Below are 19,460 nucleotides of genomic sequence, written 5' to 3'. Positions count from 1 at the left end.
TAATGAGAAAAAGTCTAACACTGCTGTTGTCCCTGATGTTCGTAAGCTCAGCGCTGCTGGCAGGCTGTGGAGGCAACAAGAACAATGCGGCTGCAACGACAGAGCCGGCGGCGACGAAAGAGGCGGCAGCCACCAACGCGGCAGCCACTGAAGAACCTGCCAGTGCGGAGCCTTTCGAGATGACGATTCGTCATACTCAGGTTGGGGCAGACAAGCAGAAACGACTGGCTATTCTGGAGGATGTGGTGGGTAAGGTACAGGCGGATGTGCCTGGACTGACCTTCAAGCTTGATGGTGTAGATTCGGATGTGAACCGTAAGGAGAAGCTGCGCGGTGAAATGGCAGCTGGTAACCCTCCCGAGATCTTTGACCTGTTCGGTAGTCCAGACTCCAAGATCTATGCCAAAGAAGGTAAGCTGCTGGACCTGACCCCGATCCTTGATGAATTAGGCATCAAAGACAAGTTCTCCAATCTGGACCCGTTCACCTATGAAGGCAAAATCTACGGTCTGCCGATCGGCGGCTCGGGAGAAGGCTTCTTCTATAATAAAGAATACTATACAAGTAAGGGCTGGAAGGCTCCGACGACCTTTGCCGAACTGGAGCAGCAGCTGGCCGATATTAAAGCGGATGGTAAAGTGCCAATGGCCGGTGCCTCCAAAGCAGGCTGGGTACCACTGATGCTGGCCAATCATCTCTGGTCCCGTTATGCCGGACCGGATGTGACTGCGAAGTTCGCTACCGGTGAAGCGAAGTGGAATGATCCGAATGTAATCAAGGGCTTGGCGAAATATAAGGAATGGGTGGATAAAGGCTACTTCAAGAAGGGCGAGCTGGGCTTCGAGTATGCTGAATATACTACCCAGTTCACCAGCGGAGAATCAATCCTGATGTATGACGGGACCTGGAAATCTTCCGTATTCAAGGCCGGACAATCCGGCGAAGGCCTAATCGGTAAGGTCGGGTTCTTCAATATTCCGGCAGTAGAAGGCGGAGTGGGGGATCAGACAGCGCTGATGCGCGATGTGAACAACGGTTATGGCTTCTCCGCTTCGGCGGGTGAAGACGAGCGGCAGCTTGCAGCAGTGAAATCCTTCATTAAAAATATGTTCAATGAAGAGATGCAGCTGCGTGGTCTGGTAGAGGACGGAGTCCTGCCTGCCATGAAGATCGATCCGGCTGTGCTGAATAAGAATATTACGGATGATCTGATGAGTGAGATTGTCGCGGTATTGAACAGCTCCCAGTCGTCCTTCCCGGCCTTTGACTCGCTGGTGCAGGCGGATGTCACCACTGAGATCAGTAATATCCAGATTCAAAGCCTGATCGGCGGGCAGACGACTCCTGAGAAGATGGGTGAAGCGCTTCAGAAGATACAGGAAGAGGCCAATGCGACAGTGGAATAAGAAGCGGTGAACTACATGTACCCTGGTGCTTGCTCCAGGGTGCATTTTTCAAAAGAAAAGCAATATGGAGGTAGCTATGAATAAGGCACTGAGAAATCCTCTGGTGTTCATTCTGTTCGTTATTCCGGCACTGGTTCTGTTCATTATGTTCTTCGTCTATCCCATCTTCAGCTCGATCTATTATAGCTTCACCAGCTGGAACGGTGTATCCGATACGGTCAAATATGCCGGAGTGGACAACTTCAAGAAAGCTCTTGGAGATGAACGCTTCTGGATTTCTGTGAAAAATAACGGTTGGTTTATTCTGTTCTCCGTAGGCATACAGGTGCCGCTGATTGTGTTCTTCTCCTTACTGATCGCCAATGTGAAGAAGCTGAAGGGGCTGTACAAGACGGCGGTCTTCATGCCATCCATTATGTCTACCGCAGTAATAGGCATTCTCTGGGGCTTCATCTACGAGCCGAACATTGGATTGTTCAACAAAGTGCTGGGTCTGGTCGGAATTGAACCGGTCTACTGGCTGTCGGACGAACGGTTCGCCATGCTGTCGATTCTGATTACAAATGCCTGGCAGTGGACCGGATTCTACATTGTGATGGTGCTGGCGGCGATTCTCTCCATTCCCGGGGAGCTGGATGAAGCAGCGGCCATTGATGGCGCTACGGGGTTCCAGCGGGCTACACGCATCACTCTGCCGCTGATCGTACCGATCATCTCGGTAGTGATTATGCTCTCGATTGCCGGAGCGATGAAGGCTGCCGATATCGTTATCGTAATGACCAAGGGAGGCCCGGCGGGTTCAACTGAGGTAATGGCCACCTATATGATTAAGTATGCGATTACCAATTTCAAATACGGGTACGGCAATACGATCGCTGTTCTGATTTTCTTGTTCACGCTTGTGGTAACCGCCCTCTACCAGCTGGTGTTTGCCCGCCGTACGGAAAGGATTGAATACTGATGCCGCGCCTGCTGAAGAAAAGTCTGCCGCACATCGCTTTGCTGGGTTATCTGTTAATTGTGCTGTTCCCGTTTCTCTTCGTCCTCTTCTCCTCGGTGAAGAAGGATAACAATGCGATTGCCCTCCATCCCTTCGGTATTCCGAAGAGCTTCGAATGGTCCAACTATGTGGAAGCCTGGGTGAATGCCAAGATCAGTACTTATTTTTTCAATAGCTTATATATTTCGATTCTTGCTTCTGTGGTGTCTATTCTGCTGGCGTCTATGTTCGCCTTCGCGGTCACACGGATGCGCCAGGGGAAGTGGAATAAGATTCTGTTCTCGCTGGTTCTGATCGGGATGCTGATTCCGAACAACGCGCTGATGCTGCCTATCTATACGATTGTCCGTAAGCTGCATATTCTCAATACTCACTGGGCGCTAATTATTCCTTACATTGCCAATGCAATCCCGTTCACGATTATTATTCTGGCGGCATTTATGCGTTCGCTGCCCAGTGAAATTGAAGAAGCTGCAGTCATTGATGGCTTGAAGGCTCAGGGTATCTTTGCTAAAATTATTGTACCTTTGACAGTTCCGGCGATGGTTACGGTATTCATTGTTAATTTCCTGGGAAATTGGAATGAATTCCTGCTAGCTAACTATTTCCTCTCCAATGACGAGCTGCGTACGCTCCCCGTGGGGATGGTTCAGTTCCGCGATCAGTACCAGATGAATTACGCACAGATGTCAGCGGGGATCGTCTTCAGCGTGGTTCCGGTCATAGTGATCTATGCGATTCTGCAGGAGAAGATTATTGAAGGTGTTACCGCAGGCAGTGTAAAAGGATAATATCAATCATGTCAGGAGCAACAGCCGATGAATCTGCGCTACAAATTGTTTACGGCATTCTTAGGCCTGATTATCATTCCGCTGTTCATTCTTGGCATGATTATGTTCTTCGTGACTTATAATTCCATTGAGAAGAAATACAGCCAGCAGTCTGAATATTCGCTCAAAGCGATCAGCTACAGCATTTCTAATGTATTCAAGGATATGGACAATGTGACGGACAACGGAATTGCCACCTCGGTCTTTCATATGGCGCTCAGTGCGGATGATCCCTCCAAGCAGGATTTAACTGATGCCGAGCAGCTCAGCCTGAATGCCAGCCAGCGTAATTTCCGCAGTCTGCTCTATAACCATCCGTCGATCAGCTATGCTTTCCTGTACAATTTCAACGGGAAAGGGAGCTCGGAGATCGTCTCGGTCTTCAACAAGGAGAATTTCCGCACCCTGCCCTATGATAAGTTCAAAGGCAGTGAGCTGTACCAGGAAGTAATGAAGCTGAACGGGGTTCCGAAATGGCTGGCACCGCATGAATATCCTGAGCTGACTGGAACAGAGGCTGTATTCACGCAAATTCGGCTGATTAAGGAGCTTAGCTTCTTTCAGAATATCGGCATTCTGGTGGTGCAGATTAAGAACTGGGAGTTCGAGTCGATTTTCCGCAATCTGAAGATCGGGGGCACCGACCAGAAGGTGTCCTTCATGCTGGTTAACGATGACGGAATGATTCTGCTGGACCCGGACAGGAAGCTGGACGGGCAGGATTTCCGCAGCTTCACCACGAAGAATATTACGTTTAAGCCCGGCTTTCAGAGCTTCAAGACGCAGTTCGGCGGCGAGAAAAGCATTCTGTCGGTCTACCATCTCAAGGAGTATCCCTGGAGTCTGGTCTCCATCACTTCTTGGGATACTTTGTCTCATGAGGTGACGGTGTTCGCCCGCTGGTTCGTTATTGTGATGTTCCTGTGCCTGCTGGGGGCGGTCATCTTCAATCTGTTCTTCATGAATCGGATTACAGGCGGGATTGCTGTAATTGTGCGCTTCATGCGCCGGGTAGAGGACGGAGACCTTACTACCCGTGTCGAGGAGAAGGGCAACGATGAGATGACGCTGCTGGCCAGAGGCTTCAATGATCTTATGGACAAAATCAACTCGTTGTTCAGCCGGGTTCATCTGGAACAGCAGCGCAAGAATCAAGCGGAAATGCGTGTGCTGCAGGCACAGATCAAGCCGCATTTTCTGTTCAATACCCTGGAATCGATCAATGTGCTGGCTGTGCAGAATGAAGGCCGCAAGGTCAGTGAGATGGTCTACCGGCTGGCGAGTATTCTGCGGATCAGCATTCAGGACAGGGATGAGATTACGCTGGAGGAAGAGGTTAAGCATCTGAGCAATTATCTGGATATCCAGAAGTTCCGTTTCGAGGATCTGTTCGATTATGAGCTTGAGATTCCGCCAGAGCTGCTGGGCTGCGGGATTCTGAAGCTTACGCTCCAGCCGCTGGTGGAGAACAGCATTCAGCATGGTTTTGAGGGGATCGGGTATAAGGGTCTGGTGAGTGTCAAAGTATGGGAGTCCCAAGGCAATCTGTTACTGCGGATACAGGATAACGGAATCGGGATGACCCCGTCTCAGCTGTCTATGTTCCAATATATGGTGAATGATGCTGCAGAGCATCAGCCGGAAGCTAAGCCGGGGCAGGGCATTCATTTGGAGCGGCGGGGGCTGGGTGTACGCAGTGTCGCAGACCGGATACGGATCGAATACGGCGACAGATATGGGATTTTCATATGTGCAAGTCCTGGGGAAGGAACGATTATCCAGTGCGTCATTCCGAAATACGGGCAGGGGGAAGGCCATTATGCTAAAAGTATTATTGGTTGACGATGAAGCGCCCATTCTGAGCAATCTCAATACTGTACTGCCCTGGGAGGACATGGGGATGGAGGTTGCGGGGCTGGCACGAAGCGGGATGGAGGCGCTGCGCATCGCCGAGGAAACGCCGCCTGATCTGGTGCTCTGCGATATCCGCATGCCGGTGATGGATGGGCTGACGTTCATAGGCAAGCTGCGGGAGATGGGGCTTACGAGCGAGGTGCTGCTGCTCAGCGGCTACCAGGAATTCGATTATGCGCGTGAAGCGATCCGGCTCGGGGTGAAGGAGTATATCTGCAAGCCGATTCATTACGGGGAGCTTGGCGATAAGGTGCGGGAGATCGGCTCCCGGATTCGCAGCAGGCAGTATAAGGACAAATTGTACAACAGCATCCCGTTGTTTCAGGAAGTGCCTGCGGCTGACGAGCCTGTCAAAAAAACACCGGAGCAGCTGATGAATCAAGCCGCACAATTCATTACGGAGCGCCTGCACACAGATCTCGGTATTGATGAGGTGGCGAATACGATTGGCATTAGCAGCAGTTATTTCTGCCTGCTCTTCAAGAACCGCTTCGCGGTGACCTTCGTGGAGTATGTCACCCAGCAGCGGATTGAAGCTGCCAAATTCATGCTCGCCAGCAGCGATAAGAGCATCACCGCCATCAGCTCGGGTATCGGCTATCAGGAACGCCGTTATTTCACTAAGGTGTTCCTGAAGCAGACGGGAATGACCCCCAAGGAATACCGCAGCAGGTTCAGGACGGCCGATGCCCGTACCTAGCAGGTTGCCGGCCATAGCGATTGCCCAGGTACAGGGGGCGGTCGTTATTTTTTTGTTTTCTTTTTACACAGAATGAAACTTTTCGCTATAACATGCGTCTAATACTATGTTTTGTAAAATGAACGTGGCAAAATATTCTGCCGTCCTGAAGAGGACGGCTCCCGTTTTTACGGGGAATATAAGGTGGAGAGAAAGTAATGAAGATACCTGCCTTATACACTACAATGGGAGCAGAAGGAGTCGTACAATGAATTTGAAAAAAGTATTTTTAGTGGCAGTATTGGCTGTATCGCAAGTCGCTGCAGCCATTCCGGCTTGGGCCGCGCCTGTCAGCACAGAGAGTACAACACCTCAGAGCGTTAACGAAGCGGCAAACCCCGCTGACACACAGCTTCAGCCCGAGTCAACGGATCCGCTGCCGCCGCTGGTAACCGAGCCGCCGGCAGGCACAGTAATACCGACTCCAACACCGGCACCAGTTCCTACAGCATCACCGGTTCAAGGCATTCCGGCAGTGACAGCGACACCGGTTCCGGCCGCTACTGTTGTTCCAGGTGCAACAGCAGCTCCTGTGGACGGTACTGTTCCGACCGATGCGGTTATGCCTACAGCAACTCCGCTTACGGATACTCCTATGAATCCAAGCATGACTACCTCTGCTACAGGAGGAGGCCAGCTTATTCTGATGATGAACAGCAACAAGATGTTCAGAAATGGTACGCCTTACACGGCCAATCAGCCGATGGCAGTCAAGAACGGCGTGTCTTACGTATCCATTCGCGCAATGGTGGAAATGGTTGGCGTTGCCTTCACGTATGATGCCAAAACCAAAGAGGTCATTGTGACTAAGGGAACCAGCATTATGCGCTTCAAAACAGACAGCAAAATCTATACCGTCAATGGTACTAAGTTCACCATGAAGGGACCGGCTTACCAGTTCAAAGGTACCTTCATGATTCCGTTAACCTCGATTACCTATGCACTTAATATTCCTTATACTGTAGATAATGTACAAAAGCGGGTTATTCTTACGCTGAATACGAAGCCGACGGCTTCCTTCACAGTTCAGCCTAAGGAAATCTATGCCGGTGAGACTACCGTGAATTATGTGACCTCCAGCTCTTCGCCGAACGGTACGCCGATTGTTGAAGAACGGTGGAGCGACAATAAGCGGGATATCTATGATCAGGCGGGCTTCTATACGGTTACCTACTCGGTGCGGGATGCCAATAATATGTGGAGTGATCCTTATCCGGTCACAATCCAGGTACTGCAGCCTAATCAGCCGCCAGTGGCCCAATTCACAACAGATAAAGAAGAATACAAAATGGGTGAGCCGGTAACGCTGACCGATACCAGCTATGATCCTGAGAATGAAGAGCTGACTGCCGTCTGGAACAATCGTTCTCTGGCGTACTTTAACCCGGGACCGCTATCCATTCAGCTGACGGTTACGGACAAGCGCGGTCTTAGCAGTACTTTTGAGAAGACGATTACAATCACCAATGAACAACTGTATACACAGGATGAAGTAACGAAGCTGTTCACCATTCCGGGGGATATCATCAGCATGGACGGCGGGATGATTCCGTCGCTTCCGAATCTGCCGTATACGCTGTCGTCCGAAGGTTACAACCTGATCCGCAGCAACAGCCCAGAGACCGTTAATACGGAAGGTGTACTGTACCGTGAAAGCTCTGTGGGCAATACACGCTTCCTTGTGCATCATATGAACAATATGGCTACCAGACAGAAGCTCTATGTGATTGCTACGAACAACAACCTGTATCCAACAACCATTACTACCCAGTATCTGGGGGTTGCCGGTCCCGTGACATTACCGGAATATACGGGCAAAGTATCGATGGAGAAATACTTTAACTCCATGATTACCGGCTCGGCTCAATCGCAAATTACCCTGCAGCCGGGGCAAAGTCTTCCGATTATGACTGACCTGAACAAAAATGCAATGAAGCCTAAAGACGTAATGTCGCTGAGCGCAGACCTGTTCAGTGATCTGCCGGTTCAGTATAACGTAGTCATAGTGGAGGAGAGCAAAGATCCGGTTGCTGAGCTTCCTTATCTGCCTATTCTTGACAGCGACGGTGTGCATACCCGCGGAACATTTCCAGATTCTACGCGGATCATGAACGTCACCGATCTGGTGGGTGCCACGCAAAGCAAGCTGCTTCTGGGGGACAACAAACTTGACAAGAACCTGGACGGTATTGATCCAATGAAGGGAACGGTTGTTTCCAATGCTGGTAACTTCGGGGTACTTTACAAAATCGTACTGGAGCGTGTTGCAGCAAACACGCTGATCACCTTCAACCCGCGCGGGGGTCCTTATCTGGGACCGTTGCTTGTAAACGGCACAATGGTGAACCTGCCCAATAAGGGCACATTAGGCAAATCATCAGACACGAATGCTGTCATCTACCGTACCGGAGAGTATGAAGGGCGTGTAGAGATTGTGTTCTCCGTCGCTTCCGGCAGCAACCTGCCCGTTAACTTTGTCTTCACCCCGCTTCCGGCGAAAAAATAATTTTTCTACAATACAAACGGCAGCGCTCCTGAGGGGGCGGCTGCCGTTTTTGTATTCTGCCGCACGTCTGCTGATGCGGGCAGGTAACGGGCACATTTATTGACGGGGCAGTGCTTTTGGGGCATTATAAAGAGAGTACAACACAAACGACCTATGTTATGGGAGATGAGCGAATGCTGTCGACAGATCAAATCCTGGAAGCCATGTCGGGGCAGGGGCTGCGAATCACCGATCAGCGCAAGACGCTTGCCAAATTATTCGGCGAGAATACGGGATATTTGTCTGCGAAGGATGTATATGAGCATATGGGCCGTAAGTATAGCGGGCTGAGCTTCGATACAGTCTACCGCAACCTGCGCGTTATGGAGGAGCTGGGGGTGCTGGAGCAGATTGTATTTGAAGAAGGCGTCAAATTCAAAGCAAGCTGTAGTCAGGATCACCATCACCACCATATGATTTGTCTGCAGTGTATGAAGACGTACCCGATTCAATTCTGCCCGATGAATCTAACCGATCCGCCGGATCAGTTCCGGGTGGTCAAGCATAAATTCGAGGTCTTCGGCTACTGCAAGGATTGTGAGCAGGGAAGAGAAGAAGAGCGGGCCGGGGCATTCCGCGGCAAAGAGGAACGCTGAGTATGGCTAATTTACGAAGAACGGTACAGGCTCCTATCCGGGTCTACCGCAAGTTCATTTCGCCGCTCAAGCCCGCCACCTGCCGGTTCTACCCGACCTGTTCGGCTTACGCGCTGGAAGCTATTGAGGTTCATGGGCCGCTCAAGGGTTCATGGCTCGCAGCCAGGCGGATCGCCCGCTGTCATCCCTTCCATCCGGGAGGACTTGACCCGGTGCCGCCGCGCAAAGAGCAGCCATCAGGGGACAAGCCGCTGCATACGACTTGACATGGGCTGCCGGGATGGGTATATTTTGAATAATAAGTGATATTCCGAGGAACGGATAAGTAGATGTGGACACCATTACAGAGAGCCGGGGCTGCTGGGAGCCGGTATGGGACGCCAGATTGAATATGGTCCGGGAGGAACTGTGTTCGAGCGGAAGGCCTGAAGCCGGGTCTGCGTAAGCGCACGGCGTGTTCCAGCGTTAATGGACAGTTCCGTTAGGGAACTGACGAAGCCTGTGCTCTGTGAGGAGCCGGGGAATGTTGGGTGGTATCGCGTGAGTTTACTCTCGCCCCATATAGGGGGCGGGAGTTTTTTGTGTGAAATGGACGATTAGGGATAACGAAGGGATGATGAAGTAATGAGTGAGAACAAAACCTTTTATCTAACAACACCGATCTATTATCCGAGCGACAAGCTGCATATCGGGCATGCGTATTCCACGGTAGCCGGTGATGCGATGGCCCGATACAAGCGGCTGCGCGGCTATGAGGTGCGCTATCTGACGGGTACGGACGAGCATGGGCAGAAGATTGAAGAGAAGGCCGGCAAGGCCGGGAAGACCCCGCAGGAGTTCGTGGACGGGATTGTAGTCGGCATTAAGGATCTGTGGAAGAAGCTGGACATCTCAAATGATGATTTCATCCGTACCACGGAGGAGCGCCATAAGAAGGTGGTTGCGGATATTTTTGACCGCCTGCTGAAGCAAGGGGATATCTACAAAGGGGAATACGAAGGCTGGTACTGTATTTCGGATGAGACCTTCTACACCGAAACCCAACTGGTGGATATTGAACGTGATGCTGACGGCAAGATTACCGGAGGGAAAAGTCCGGACAGCGGACACCCGGTGGAACTGGTCAAGGAGGAGAGCTACTTCTTCCGCATGAGCAAGTATGCTGACCGTCTGCTGAAGTTCTACGAGGAGAACCCTGAGTTTATCCTGCCGGAATCCCGCAAGAACGAGATGATTAACAACTTCATCAAGCCGGGTCTGGAGGATCTGGCGGTATCCCGTACGACTTTTGACTGGGGTGTTAAGGTAAAAGGCGACGAGAAGCATGTAGTGTATGTATGGATCGATGCGCTTACTAACTACATTACGGCCCTTGGCTATGGCTCGGAGGACCGCAGCCTGTATGACAAGTACTGGCCTGCGGATGTACATATCGTCGGGAAGGAAATTGTCCGCTTCCATACGATCTACTGGCCGATCATTCTGATGGCACTTGGCGAACCGCTGCCGAAGAAGGTGTTCGCGCACGGCTGGCTGCTGATGAAGGATGGCAAGATGTCCAAATCCAAGGGTAATGTGGTCGATCCGGTAACTCTGATTGACCGTTACGGCCTGGATGCTCTGCGCTATTATCTGCTGCGCGAGGTTCCCTTCGGCTCGGACGGAACCTTCACGCCGGAGAGCTTCGTGGATCGTATTAACTACGATCTGGCCAATGACCTGGGTAACCTGCTGAACCGGACTGGCGCAATGGTGGAGAAATACTTCGGCGGCGAGCTTCCGGCTTATGCCGGCCAGGTGACCGCATTTGACGGTGAGCTTGAGGCGGTAGTACAGAGTACTTACGCCAAGGTGGAAGAAGCGATGGAGAAGATGGAATTCTCCGTAGCCCTGACTGCCATCGGCGCGCTGATCAGCCGGACGAACAAATACATTGACGAGACTCAGCCTTGGGTGCTCGCCAAGGACGAGAGCCGCAGCGCTGAACTGGCTTCGGTAATGAGACACCTGGTCGAAGGACTGCGCACCGCGTCCATCCTGCTCCAGCCGTTCCTGACCGGCGCTCCGGCGAAGATCTGGGAGCAGCTGGGCATTCAGCCGGGCGAGCTGACCACCTGGGAGAGCGGCCGATCCTTCGGCCTGATTCCAGCGGGCACCCGGCTGGTGAAGGGCGACCCGATCTTCCCGCGCCTGGATGTGGCGCAGGAGGTAGCGTACATCGCCGAAGCGATGGGAGCCGGGAAGCCGGCCGCTGCAGAGGCGGCGCCGGCAGCGGCTGCTGTGACTCCGGATGCGGCAGCTGCCGATCCGGAGGAAGAGGAGCATAAGGAAGAAATCGGCATCGACGATTTCGCCAAGGCGGAGCTGCGCGTAGCCCAGGTTATCGCCTGCGAGCCAGTGAAGAAGGCGGATAAGCTGCTGAAGCTGCAGCTGGATCTTGGCTATGAGCAGCGCCAGGTGGTATCCGGCATTGCGAAGTTCTACACACCGGAGGAGCTGGTGGGACGCAAGGTGATCTGCATTGTGAACCTGAAGCCCGTGAAGCTGCGCGGTGAGCTGTCTCAGGGCATGATCCTGGCCGCCTCCAAGGGCGAGCAGCTGACCATTGCTACCGTGCCGGACAGCATGCCGAACGGAGCGATTGTGAAATAAGAATGCCAAGAAGGGCATTCACATAATGACCGTACAGCAATCTCCGCAAGCCACAGGCAGCGGGGATTGCTTCTTTTTGCTCCAAGATAACGGGGTACAGGGCGCCTTGCAGATACTACGAAATGCAGATCGGAGTTGACTTATCGTAACCATTACTATTATAATTCTAATAGTAAATTTTACGATTTAAGGGGTCGATAGAGAAATGGTAACAAAAAGCTTGCAAAAAGGGCTGCTGCTTGCTGCTGTGCTGCTGCTTACGCTGTCGCTGGCGGCATGCGGACCGAAGAGCAGCGGAAGCATTATTGAAGGAAAAGTGAACGTTATAACTACTTTTTATCCTATATATGAATTCACTGCCGAAATCGGTGGCGACGAAGCCAATGTAATCAACCTGCTTCCTGTAGGGGTCGAGCCGCATGATTGGACACCGCGCAGCCAGGATATCATAAGTACTTCTAAGGCGCAGCTGTTCCTCTATAATGGAGCCGGTCTGGAAGGTTGGGTACCCAATTTCCTTAAGAGCCTTGATGGTGACAGTAAGACCAAGGCTGTAGAGGTTAGCCAAGGGGTGAAGCTGATTACAACGGATGAAGACGATGGGCATGATCATGGTCATGAAGGTGAAGAAGCTGAAGCAGACGGGCATGGCGACAGCCTGCACACCGACCCGCATACCTGGGTAAGTCCGAAATCGGCGCTTGTGATGGCTAAGAATATCAAGGAAAGTCTTCAAGCCGTTGATCCTGCGCATACCGCAGGCTATGAAGAGCGTTATCTGAAGCTCGTGGACCGCCTGAACGCACTGGATCTGAAGTTCACTGAAGAGCTGGGCAAGCTGCCTAACAAGGAGATTGTCGTATCTCATCAGGCGTTCTCGTATCTGGCACGTGACTACGGCCTGTCGCAGCATGCCATTATGGGGCTGTCGCCGGACGCTGAACCGCGCGGGCAGGATTTGGTGAAGCTGGCGGCGCTGGTTAAGGCAGAGGGCATCCGTTATATTTTCTTCGAGGAGCTTGTATCCGATAAGCTGGCTAAGACACTGGCAAGTGAGACCGGTGTATCCACGATGGTGCTGAACCCGGTAGAAGGACTGACCGAGGCCCAGCAGAAGAACGGGGACAACTATTTCACGTTAATGGAGAAAAATTTGCAAAATCTCATTCTGGCCTTACAATAATAAGGAAAGTATAAGTGAAAGGCGGTACTTCACATGCAACCGGTATCCCTGGACTGCCATCAGCATATGATCGAAATACAGGATTTGTCCTTCTCCTACGGGGAACAGAAGGTCATTTCGAACTTGAATTATACGGTAAAAGAACGTGATTTCCTCGGTATCCTCGGTTCTAACGGTGCAGGCAAGACGACACTGCTTAAGATGATCGTCGGCCTGCTGCCGGCCACCAGCGGGGAGATCAAATTATTCGGCCAGCCGGTGCGGAGGTTCAAGGACTGGGAGCGGATCGGCTATGTGCCGCAGAAGAATGCGTTCAACCCGCTGTTCCCCGCAACCGTCCGTGAGGTCGTATTGTCCGGTCTGTACAACAACAAGAATCTGATCCGGCGGGTCTCGAAGGCCCAGCACCGGCAGTGTGAGGATGCACTGGAAGTGATGCGGATTCAGGACATCGCCGAGAAAAGAGTCGGCCAGCTGTCCGGCGGCCAGCAGCAGCGTGTCTTCCTGGCCCGCGCGCTGATCAACCACCCGGATCTGCTGATTCTGGATGAGCCTACCGTCGGCATTGACGCCGAGACCCAGGCCGGATTCTTCGAGCTGATCATGCACATGCATGCCCATCACCATATGACCTTCCTGATGGTCTCGCATGATATCGACATGATGAAGAATTACCTGGGCAGTGAGCCGGTACAGAAGAATGGTAAAATCAACTTCTACTGCCGCCACTCGCACGAGGCGCAGAACTGCGAAGTCGATAATCTGCAGCACACATTGTCCTAATTGGTGCTGGTAATTGTATTTTGTACATCAGTTAGCCCGCATTTTAGCCTCAATCCCAGTTCTGTTGCAGTTTGTACATTAGTTTTTTTGAAATCGGCCGTTTTCCAGCCCTTCTGACAATATCCATTGTACGAAATACAACAGAATCAGATTATATGCTCAAAAGTGATGATTCTGTTGTACGTTCTGCAATTAAGGGGTGGGGTGCTTTCCGGATCGTCAATTGTACAACATAGGACGACCTATTCAGTATTCGGATCGTCCATTGTGCAACATAAGACGATCCCTTAATCTTTTGATCTTAGTCTTTTGATCTTAGTCTTTTGATCTTTAGTATTGTAACGTAAGTAGATCCCTCCCCCTGTAAAGCGTATCCCGCAGGGAGGCAAAGCGATCCTTCCGCAAACGTTCCTAAGCGCCGCAAGTCGGTCCCCCCACGCCAATTGCACTTAGCGGGTGTCCAGAGGGCAGAGCCCTTGGGGCCCTCCCTTCGGGAAGGGAGGGTTTGGGAGGGATCGAACAAGGATTTGAAAAAGGGTTCGATAAAGCTTTCCCATTGAAAGGTTTCACATTTGAAAGGTAGGAGAACATCATCTTGGAAATCCTGTTTAGTGATTTTTTCCAGCGGGCGCTGGCCGGAGGACTGATGATTGGCATTACGGCACCGCTGATCGGCGTTTTTCTGGTGCTGCGGCGTCTGTCCATGATCGGAGATACACTGGCGCATGTTACGATTGCCGGGGTCGCGCTGGGCTTTCTGACCGGCTTTTACCCGCTGGGTGCGGGGCTGATCTTTGCAGTCGTGGCCTCATTTGCCATTGAGAAGCTGCGCAAAGCCTACAAAAGCTACGCTGAACTGTCCATTGCGATCATTATGTCGGGCGGTGTAGCGCTGGCCTCGCTTTTTTTCACCTTGGGCAAAGGGTATAATGCAGATGTAATGAGCTATCTGTTCGGCAGCATCTATACGCTGAATACTACCGATCTAATTGTGGTGGGAATCGTAACGATTGCGGTTGTGGTGGTCGTAACCTTATTCTTCAAAGAATTCTTCCTGCTCAGCTTCGAGGAGGATGCGGCCAGTGTCAGCGGACTTCCAGTGAAACTGCTCAATATGCTGATCACGGTGTTAACGGCCCTGGTGATCAGTACGGCGATCAAGATTGTCGGCTCGCTGCTGGTCTCTGCGCTGTTAACCATTCCTGTTGCGATTAGTCTGCTGCTGTCTCGGAGCTTCAAGTCCTCGGTCATTCTGTCCGTGGCGATTGCCGAGATTGCCGTCACTTCCGGATTAGTCATTGCAGGGGTATGGAACCTGGCTCCGGGAGCAACAATTGTCCTGCTGCTGATTGCACTGTTGACCCTAACCCTCATCGGCAAAAAAGGGCTGCCGGCCTAACAAACAAGCGTAACCGGCCGTCCTCAGCACCAACTACATAACTGAATCTGTACTGCTGCTACATGAAGTGACCCGAGTGACCCCGAGTATGGAAGGAGATGCGCCCGTGTCCAACCTGAATGCAGGAATCGCTTTTGCCGCCGGAGTGGCATCATTCATATCGCCTTGTTGCCTGCCGCTGTATCCTTCTTATCTATCTTATATTACCGGTTTATCGGTGCAGGAACTGAAGAGCGGCAGTAACAGCAAAGAGGTCCGTCTCCGGACCCTCTCGCATACACTGGCGTTTATTCTGGGCTTCTCTGCAGTGTTCTACACCCTCGGCTTTGGAGCAGGCTTGTTCGGTGAATTCTTCAACGGCCAGCGGGATTTGATTCGTCAATTATCGGCGATCCTAATCATTGTCATGGGGCTCTTCCTGCTGGGCGTATTCCAGCCGCAGTTCCTGCTCCGGGAACGCAAGCTGGAGCTGAGATGGAAGCCTGCCGGTTACCTTGGCTCCTTCATCTTCGGCATCGGGTTCTCGGCAGGCTGGTCGCCCTGCATAGGCCCTATTCTAACCGCCATAATTGCGCTATCGGCCAGTGATCCGGGAACGTGGTTTACGATGATAACGGCATACAGTATCGGCTTTGCACTTCCGTTCTTCGGACTGGCCTTTTTCCTGGGCGGAGCCCGCAAGATTCTGAAATACTCCAACCTGCTGATGAAGCTGGGCGGCGGGCTGATGGTATTCATGGGCATCCTGCTGTTCACCGACCAGATGTTCCGTATTACGATTTGGCTGCAGGGCATCACGCCGCGCTGGCTGATTTTCTAATTAGGTGACTTAAGTGAAATAATCAATAGCTGCTTCCGGAAAATGTTCAAAAATCCGCTCTGTGATGAATTCGCGCAGGGCGGTTTGCTGTTCGTCCGGGTAGACGTATTTGTTCTGTCCCCATTTGCCCCATTTCTTCTTGCGCTTCTCGATGTCCATCTCCAGCTTCGACTTCGGATAGCGCTTCTCGATGACGGTCTTGGCCGTCTTGGTGAAGCGGTGCTGGATCATTTCAAAGGTTAGCCCCTTGCCAATCCCCGGCGGCAGGGCATGCGCCAGCTTCTCCAGCAGCTCGCTGTAGCCTTCTTCCCAGCCATCGTGCCAGATAATAGGGGCAATGATGAAGCCCAGCGGATATCCGGCACGGGCGATCTGTCCGGCGGCCTCAATCCGCTCTTCGAAGCGTGAGGTGGCCGGCTCGAAGTTCTTAATCACATAGTCGGCGTTCACGCTGAAGCGTACACGGGTATGGCCGTTATGCTTCAGCTTAAGCAGCGGCTCGACATGCTGGTATTTGGTCACGAAGCGCAGCCGCCCGAGCGGCTCCTCCGCCATGAATTCGATCAGTTCCGTCAGCGAACCCGTAATATGCTCAAGGCCAAGCGGGTCTGAGGTACAGGCCGCTTCGAACGTCGTGATTTCCGGGGAACGCTCGGTGATATATTTTTTGGCTGCATCGATGATGTCCCCGGTGTTGACATAGACGCGGATGTAGGGCTTCGCTCCCAGCGTGGTCTGCAGGTAACAATAATGGCAATGGCCCATGCACCCGGTGGCAATCGGAATCGCATAATCGGCAGACGGCTTCGACTGGTCAAAAGTGAGTGTCTTGCGCAAGCCGACCACAAGCGTCCGTTTGGCGATTTTGTATTGTTCGACTTCCGTCTCGCCCGGCAGATTGGTAATCCGGTTATGCGAGGTGGTCATGCGGTAGGGAATATTGCGGGACTTGACCCACTCCATAATCCGCTCCCCTTTGGGATAATTCAGCGCATCAGGTTCAAAGAACACAAGCTCCGGGATGAAGAGTCCGGTGGGCTTGCGCGTTCTTTTGGCAGGAGGGCGTTCGGGTGTGATTAAGCTCATGATTTCACGCTCCTTAGGAATGAGGATAACGTTATTGTGCCAATCTGCGGGCGAATGGAATCATGGTAAACATCACTAAGCGGGGAAGCGGATGACCGGCAGGACTTGCCAAGGAGCGGCAGAAGCATGTATCATTGTTAGAGCAAGGCCCGGTCCCACCGTTACGCTCATTATAGAAAAGAGGTAAGCTAGAATGCCAACACCCAGCATGGAGGATTATTTGGAGCGCATATATAAGCTCATCGACGAGAAGGGTTATGCGCGGGTCTCGGATATTGCCGAGGGGCTGGAAGTCCATCCCTCCTCTGTGACCAAGATGATCCAAAAACTGGATAAGGACGAATATCTCATCTATGAGAAATATCGTGGGCTTGTCCTAACAAGCAAAGGAAAAAAAGTGGGGAAACGTCTTGTGGACCGCCATCAGCTGCTGGAGGAGTTCCTCGGGATTATTGGGGTACAGCAAGAGCATATTTATAAGGATGTTGAAGGCATTGAGCATCACTTGAGCTGGGATTCCATCACCCGGATCGAAACGCTGGTGGAATATTTCCGCCGGGATGAAGCGCGTGTGCAGACCTTGTACGATATTCACCATGAGATAGCCAGCGATTCATAAACGTGGCTTTTTTTGTTTGATTAGCGCAACCTTTCCAGTTTTTTTACGTCAAAACGGGTACCGTTCCTTTTTCACCTACAGGAAGGATTCCGTTTACAAAAGAACGGCCTTCTCCCTGAACCAAGGACGAGAAGGCTATTTTTTTGTCTATATACAACTTCAACACCTGGGAGGAATTATGAATTACCGTAAATGGATCGTAGGACTGCTCGTAATTATGCTATGTCTGCCTGTGTGGACGCCGGGTGCACGTGCAGCTTCTGTGCAGATCACCATTGAACTGGATGGGGAGACGCTTAGCCCGGATGTGCCGCCGTATATTACACGTACTAACGTTACGATGGTGCCGGCTGGAGTGATTAGCCAGGGACTGGGTGCCGGTGTGAAATGGGATCAGGCCAGTAAGACAGCAACCATCAGCAAGGATAATAATGTACTACAGCTAACCAGCGGCAAAACAAGTGCTATCGTTAACGGTGCTGCCGTCCGTCTGGATACTTCTGTTCAGATTACGCAGGGCCGGGTCATGGTTCCGCTGCGGTTTGTAAGCGAGCAGCTTGGACTGCAGGTACTATGGGAGCAGGCAACGAAGCATATCTCCTTATATTCAGGGATTGAGATCGGCGGGCCTTCTACGCCTGTGACGCCGTCAGTTCCGTCAGTGCCTACACCGACTGTACCTACGCCATCTGTGCCAATACCAACGGTACCGTCACCAACCGTACCTTCCATTCCTGGTGCCAAGACCGGGAAGGCGATGAAGGGCGCTTGGGTATCTACCGTGTATAATCTGGATTGGCCCTCAACATCTTCTGCTGGCAATCCCGATAAGCAGAAGAAGGAGTTCGACAGCCTGCTGGACAAGCTGAAAGCGGCCGGATTCAATAGTGTATTCGTTCAGGTCAGACCGTCTGGTGATGCGCTTTATCCTTCACAGATCGTGCCCTGGTCCAAGGTGCTTAGCGGGACTCAGGGTAAGGAGCCCGGCTACGACCCGCTGGCCTATATGGTTAGCAGTGCCCACAGCCGGGGAATGCAGCTGCACGCCTGGTTCAATCCATTCCGGGCTACAACCGATGCTTCTACCAGCAGCCTAGCCCCTAACCATGTAGCCAAGCTTCATCCGGACTGGATCGTCAAGGCGGAGAATAAGCTGTACATCAACCCGGGGATTCCGGAAGCGCGGCAGCATATTATTGACACGGTGATGGAGGTGGTCAGAGGGTATGATATCGACGGGGTGCATTTGGATGATTATTTCTATCCGTCCAATGTAGCTTTTGCCGATGATACGGCCTTCAAGACCTTCAATGCACAAGGAATTGCTGGCAAAGGAGATTGGCGGCGGGATAATATCAACCAGTTCATTCGTCAGCTGGGGCAGGAGATTCATGCAGCGAAGCCGTCCGTCTCATATGGGGTCAGCCCGTTCGGGGTATGGCGTAACAAAAAGGCAGACAGCACCGGCTCGGATACTTCAGCAGGGGTGTCAGCCTATGATGACATGTATGCGGATGTGCGTACCTGGATTCAGAACGGCTGGATCGATTATGTTGCCCCGCAGGTCTATTGGAGCCTCTCCTTCAGCGCTGCCCGTTATGATAAGCTGGTGGACTGGTGGGTGAATGAGGTTAAGGGAACGAAGGTTAAGCTGTATATCGGTCTGGCCTCCTACAAGGTAGGGGATACCAAGCAGACAGCGGAATGGCAGAGCGGAGATCAGATTATCAACCAGCTCAAATATAATGAGAAGTACGATGAGGTGACAGGCAGCATCCTGTTCCGGGCGAATGATATTGTAGTCCGTGACCCGTATGGACTGGCCAGCCTGCTCAGCTTCTATTTCAAGAATTAAGTCATGAATACTCCCCCGTGCTCATAGATAACA

General features: G+C 52.0%; 16 protein-coding genes. 15 read left to right on the top strand and 1 reads right to left on the bottom strand.

Features of this window, described 5'->3' with window-relative positions:
• Positions 1–2: 2 nt before the first annotated feature.
• The 13 genes from MKZ07_RS12490 to MKZ07_RS12430 all read left to right on the top strand — a co-directional run bounded on the left by MKZ07_RS12490 (position 3) and on the right by MKZ07_RS12430 (position 15,867).
• Positions 3–1,406, top strand: coding sequence for an extracellular solute-binding protein (locus tag MKZ07_RS12490; RefSeq protein ID WP_341025996.1), 1,404 nt, complete (start codon positions 3–5; stop codon positions 1,404–1,406).
• Between the two features lie 76 nt (positions 1,407–1,482).
• Positions 1,483–2,367, top strand: coding sequence for a carbohydrate ABC transporter permease (locus tag MKZ07_RS12485; protein WP_036698463.1), 885 nt, complete (start codon positions 1,483–1,485; stop codon positions 2,365–2,367).
• Positions 2,367–3,197, top strand: a complete 831-nt coding sequence (locus MKZ07_RS12480; RefSeq protein ID WP_036698462.1) for a carbohydrate ABC transporter permease — start codon at positions 2,367–2,369, stop codon at positions 3,195–3,197. The genes MKZ07_RS12485 and MKZ07_RS12480 overlap by 1 nt, the downstream gene beginning before the upstream one ends.
• A 27-nt stretch (positions 3,198–3,224) precedes the next feature.
• Positions 3,225–5,078 (top strand): cache domain-containing sensor histidine kinase, encoded by a 1,854-nt coding sequence (locus MKZ07_RS12475; protein ID WP_036698460.1) that lies wholly within the window; start codon positions 3,225–3,227, stop codon positions 5,076–5,078.
• Positions 5,056–5,850 carry a response regulator transcription factor gene (locus MKZ07_RS12470; RefSeq protein WP_036698457.1) on the top strand — a complete coding sequence of 265 codons (795 nt, stop codon included), beginning with the start codon at positions 5,056–5,058 and terminating at the stop codon, positions 5,848–5,850. Before MKZ07_RS12475 ends, MKZ07_RS12470 begins: the two co-directional genes overlap by 23 nt.
• Positions 5,851–6,097: 247 nt before the next feature.
• Positions 6,098–8,395 carry a copper amine oxidase N-terminal domain-containing protein gene (locus tag MKZ07_RS12465; RefSeq protein ID WP_036698454.1) on the top strand — a complete coding sequence of 766 codons (2,298 nt, stop codon included), beginning with the start codon at positions 6,098–6,100 and terminating at the stop codon, positions 8,393–8,395.
• Positions 8,396–8,568: 173 nt separating this feature from the next.
• Positions 8,569–9,030, top strand: coding sequence for a Fur family transcriptional regulator (locus tag MKZ07_RS12460; protein WP_036698451.1), 462 nt, complete (start codon positions 8,569–8,571; stop codon positions 9,028–9,030).
• Between the two features lie 2 nt (positions 9,031–9,032).
• Complete coding sequence (yidD, locus tag MKZ07_RS12455) at positions 9,033–9,296, top strand: membrane protein insertion efficiency factor YidD (RefSeq protein ID WP_036698448.1); 264 nt, start codon at positions 9,033–9,035, stop codon at positions 9,294–9,296.
• Between the two features lie 358 nt (positions 9,297–9,654).
• Positions 9,655–11,682 (top strand): methionine--tRNA ligase, encoded by a 2,028-nt coding sequence (metG, locus tag MKZ07_RS12450; RefSeq protein ID WP_076154427.1) that lies wholly within the window; start codon positions 9,655–9,657, stop codon positions 11,680–11,682.
• A 205-nt stretch (positions 11,683–11,887) separates the two neighbouring features.
• On the top strand, positions 11,888–12,865 hold the full coding sequence (locus MKZ07_RS12445) for a metal ABC transporter solute-binding protein, Zn/Mn family (RefSeq protein ID WP_036698443.1): 978 nt from the start codon (positions 11,888–11,890) through the stop codon (positions 12,863–12,865).
• A 33-nt stretch (positions 12,866–12,898) separates the two neighbouring features.
• The gene (locus MKZ07_RS12440) at positions 12,899–13,648 is read left to right on the top strand and encodes a metal ABC transporter ATP-binding protein (RefSeq protein WP_341025992.1); all 750 of its coding nucleotides are present in this window, start codon (positions 12,899–12,901) and stop codon (positions 13,646–13,648) included.
• A gap of 595 nt (positions 13,649–14,243) precedes the next feature.
• Positions 14,244–15,047: a metal ABC transporter permease gene (locus MKZ07_RS12435; RefSeq protein WP_036698438.1), complete on the top strand. Its 804-nt coding sequence runs from the start codon at positions 14,244–14,246 to the stop codon at positions 15,045–15,047.
• Positions 15,048–15,153: 106 nt separating this feature from the next.
• Positions 15,154–15,867 carry a cytochrome c biogenesis CcdA family protein gene (locus tag MKZ07_RS12430; RefSeq protein WP_036698435.1) on the top strand — a complete coding sequence of 238 codons (714 nt, stop codon included), beginning with the start codon at positions 15,154–15,156 and terminating at the stop codon, positions 15,865–15,867.
• A 9-nt stretch (positions 15,868–15,876) separates the two neighbouring features.
• Here MKZ07_RS12430 and splB read toward each other — a convergent pair whose 3' ends face one another.
• Positions 15,877–16,953: a spore photoproduct lyase gene (gene splB, locus MKZ07_RS12425; protein WP_036698433.1), complete on the bottom strand. Its 1,077-nt coding sequence runs from the start codon at positions 16,951–16,953 to the stop codon at positions 15,877–15,879.
• A gap of 193 nt (positions 16,954–17,146) precedes the next feature.
• Here splB and mntR point away from each other — a divergent pair, with 193 nt between their 5' ends.
• Together mntR and MKZ07_RS12415 are read left to right on the top strand one after the other, a co-directional pair.
• On the top strand, positions 17,147–17,572 hold the full coding sequence (gene mntR / locus MKZ07_RS12420) for a transcriptional regulator MntR (protein WP_036698430.1): 426 nt from the start codon (positions 17,147–17,149) through the stop codon (positions 17,570–17,572).
• Positions 17,573–17,750: 178 nt separating this feature from the next.
• Positions 17,751–19,427, top strand: coding sequence for a family 10 glycosylhydrolase (locus MKZ07_RS12415; RefSeq protein ID WP_036698428.1), 1,677 nt, complete (start codon positions 17,751–17,753; stop codon positions 19,425–19,427).
• Positions 19,428–19,460: the final 33 nt, after the last annotated feature.

The sequence above is a fragment of the Paenibacillus sp. FSL P4-0338 genome (genome assembly GCF_038002365.1).
Lineage (GTDB): Bacteria > Bacillota > Bacilli > Paenibacillales > Paenibacillaceae > Paenibacillus_AQ.
This window is presented reverse-complemented; position numbering and strand designations above follow the sequence as displayed.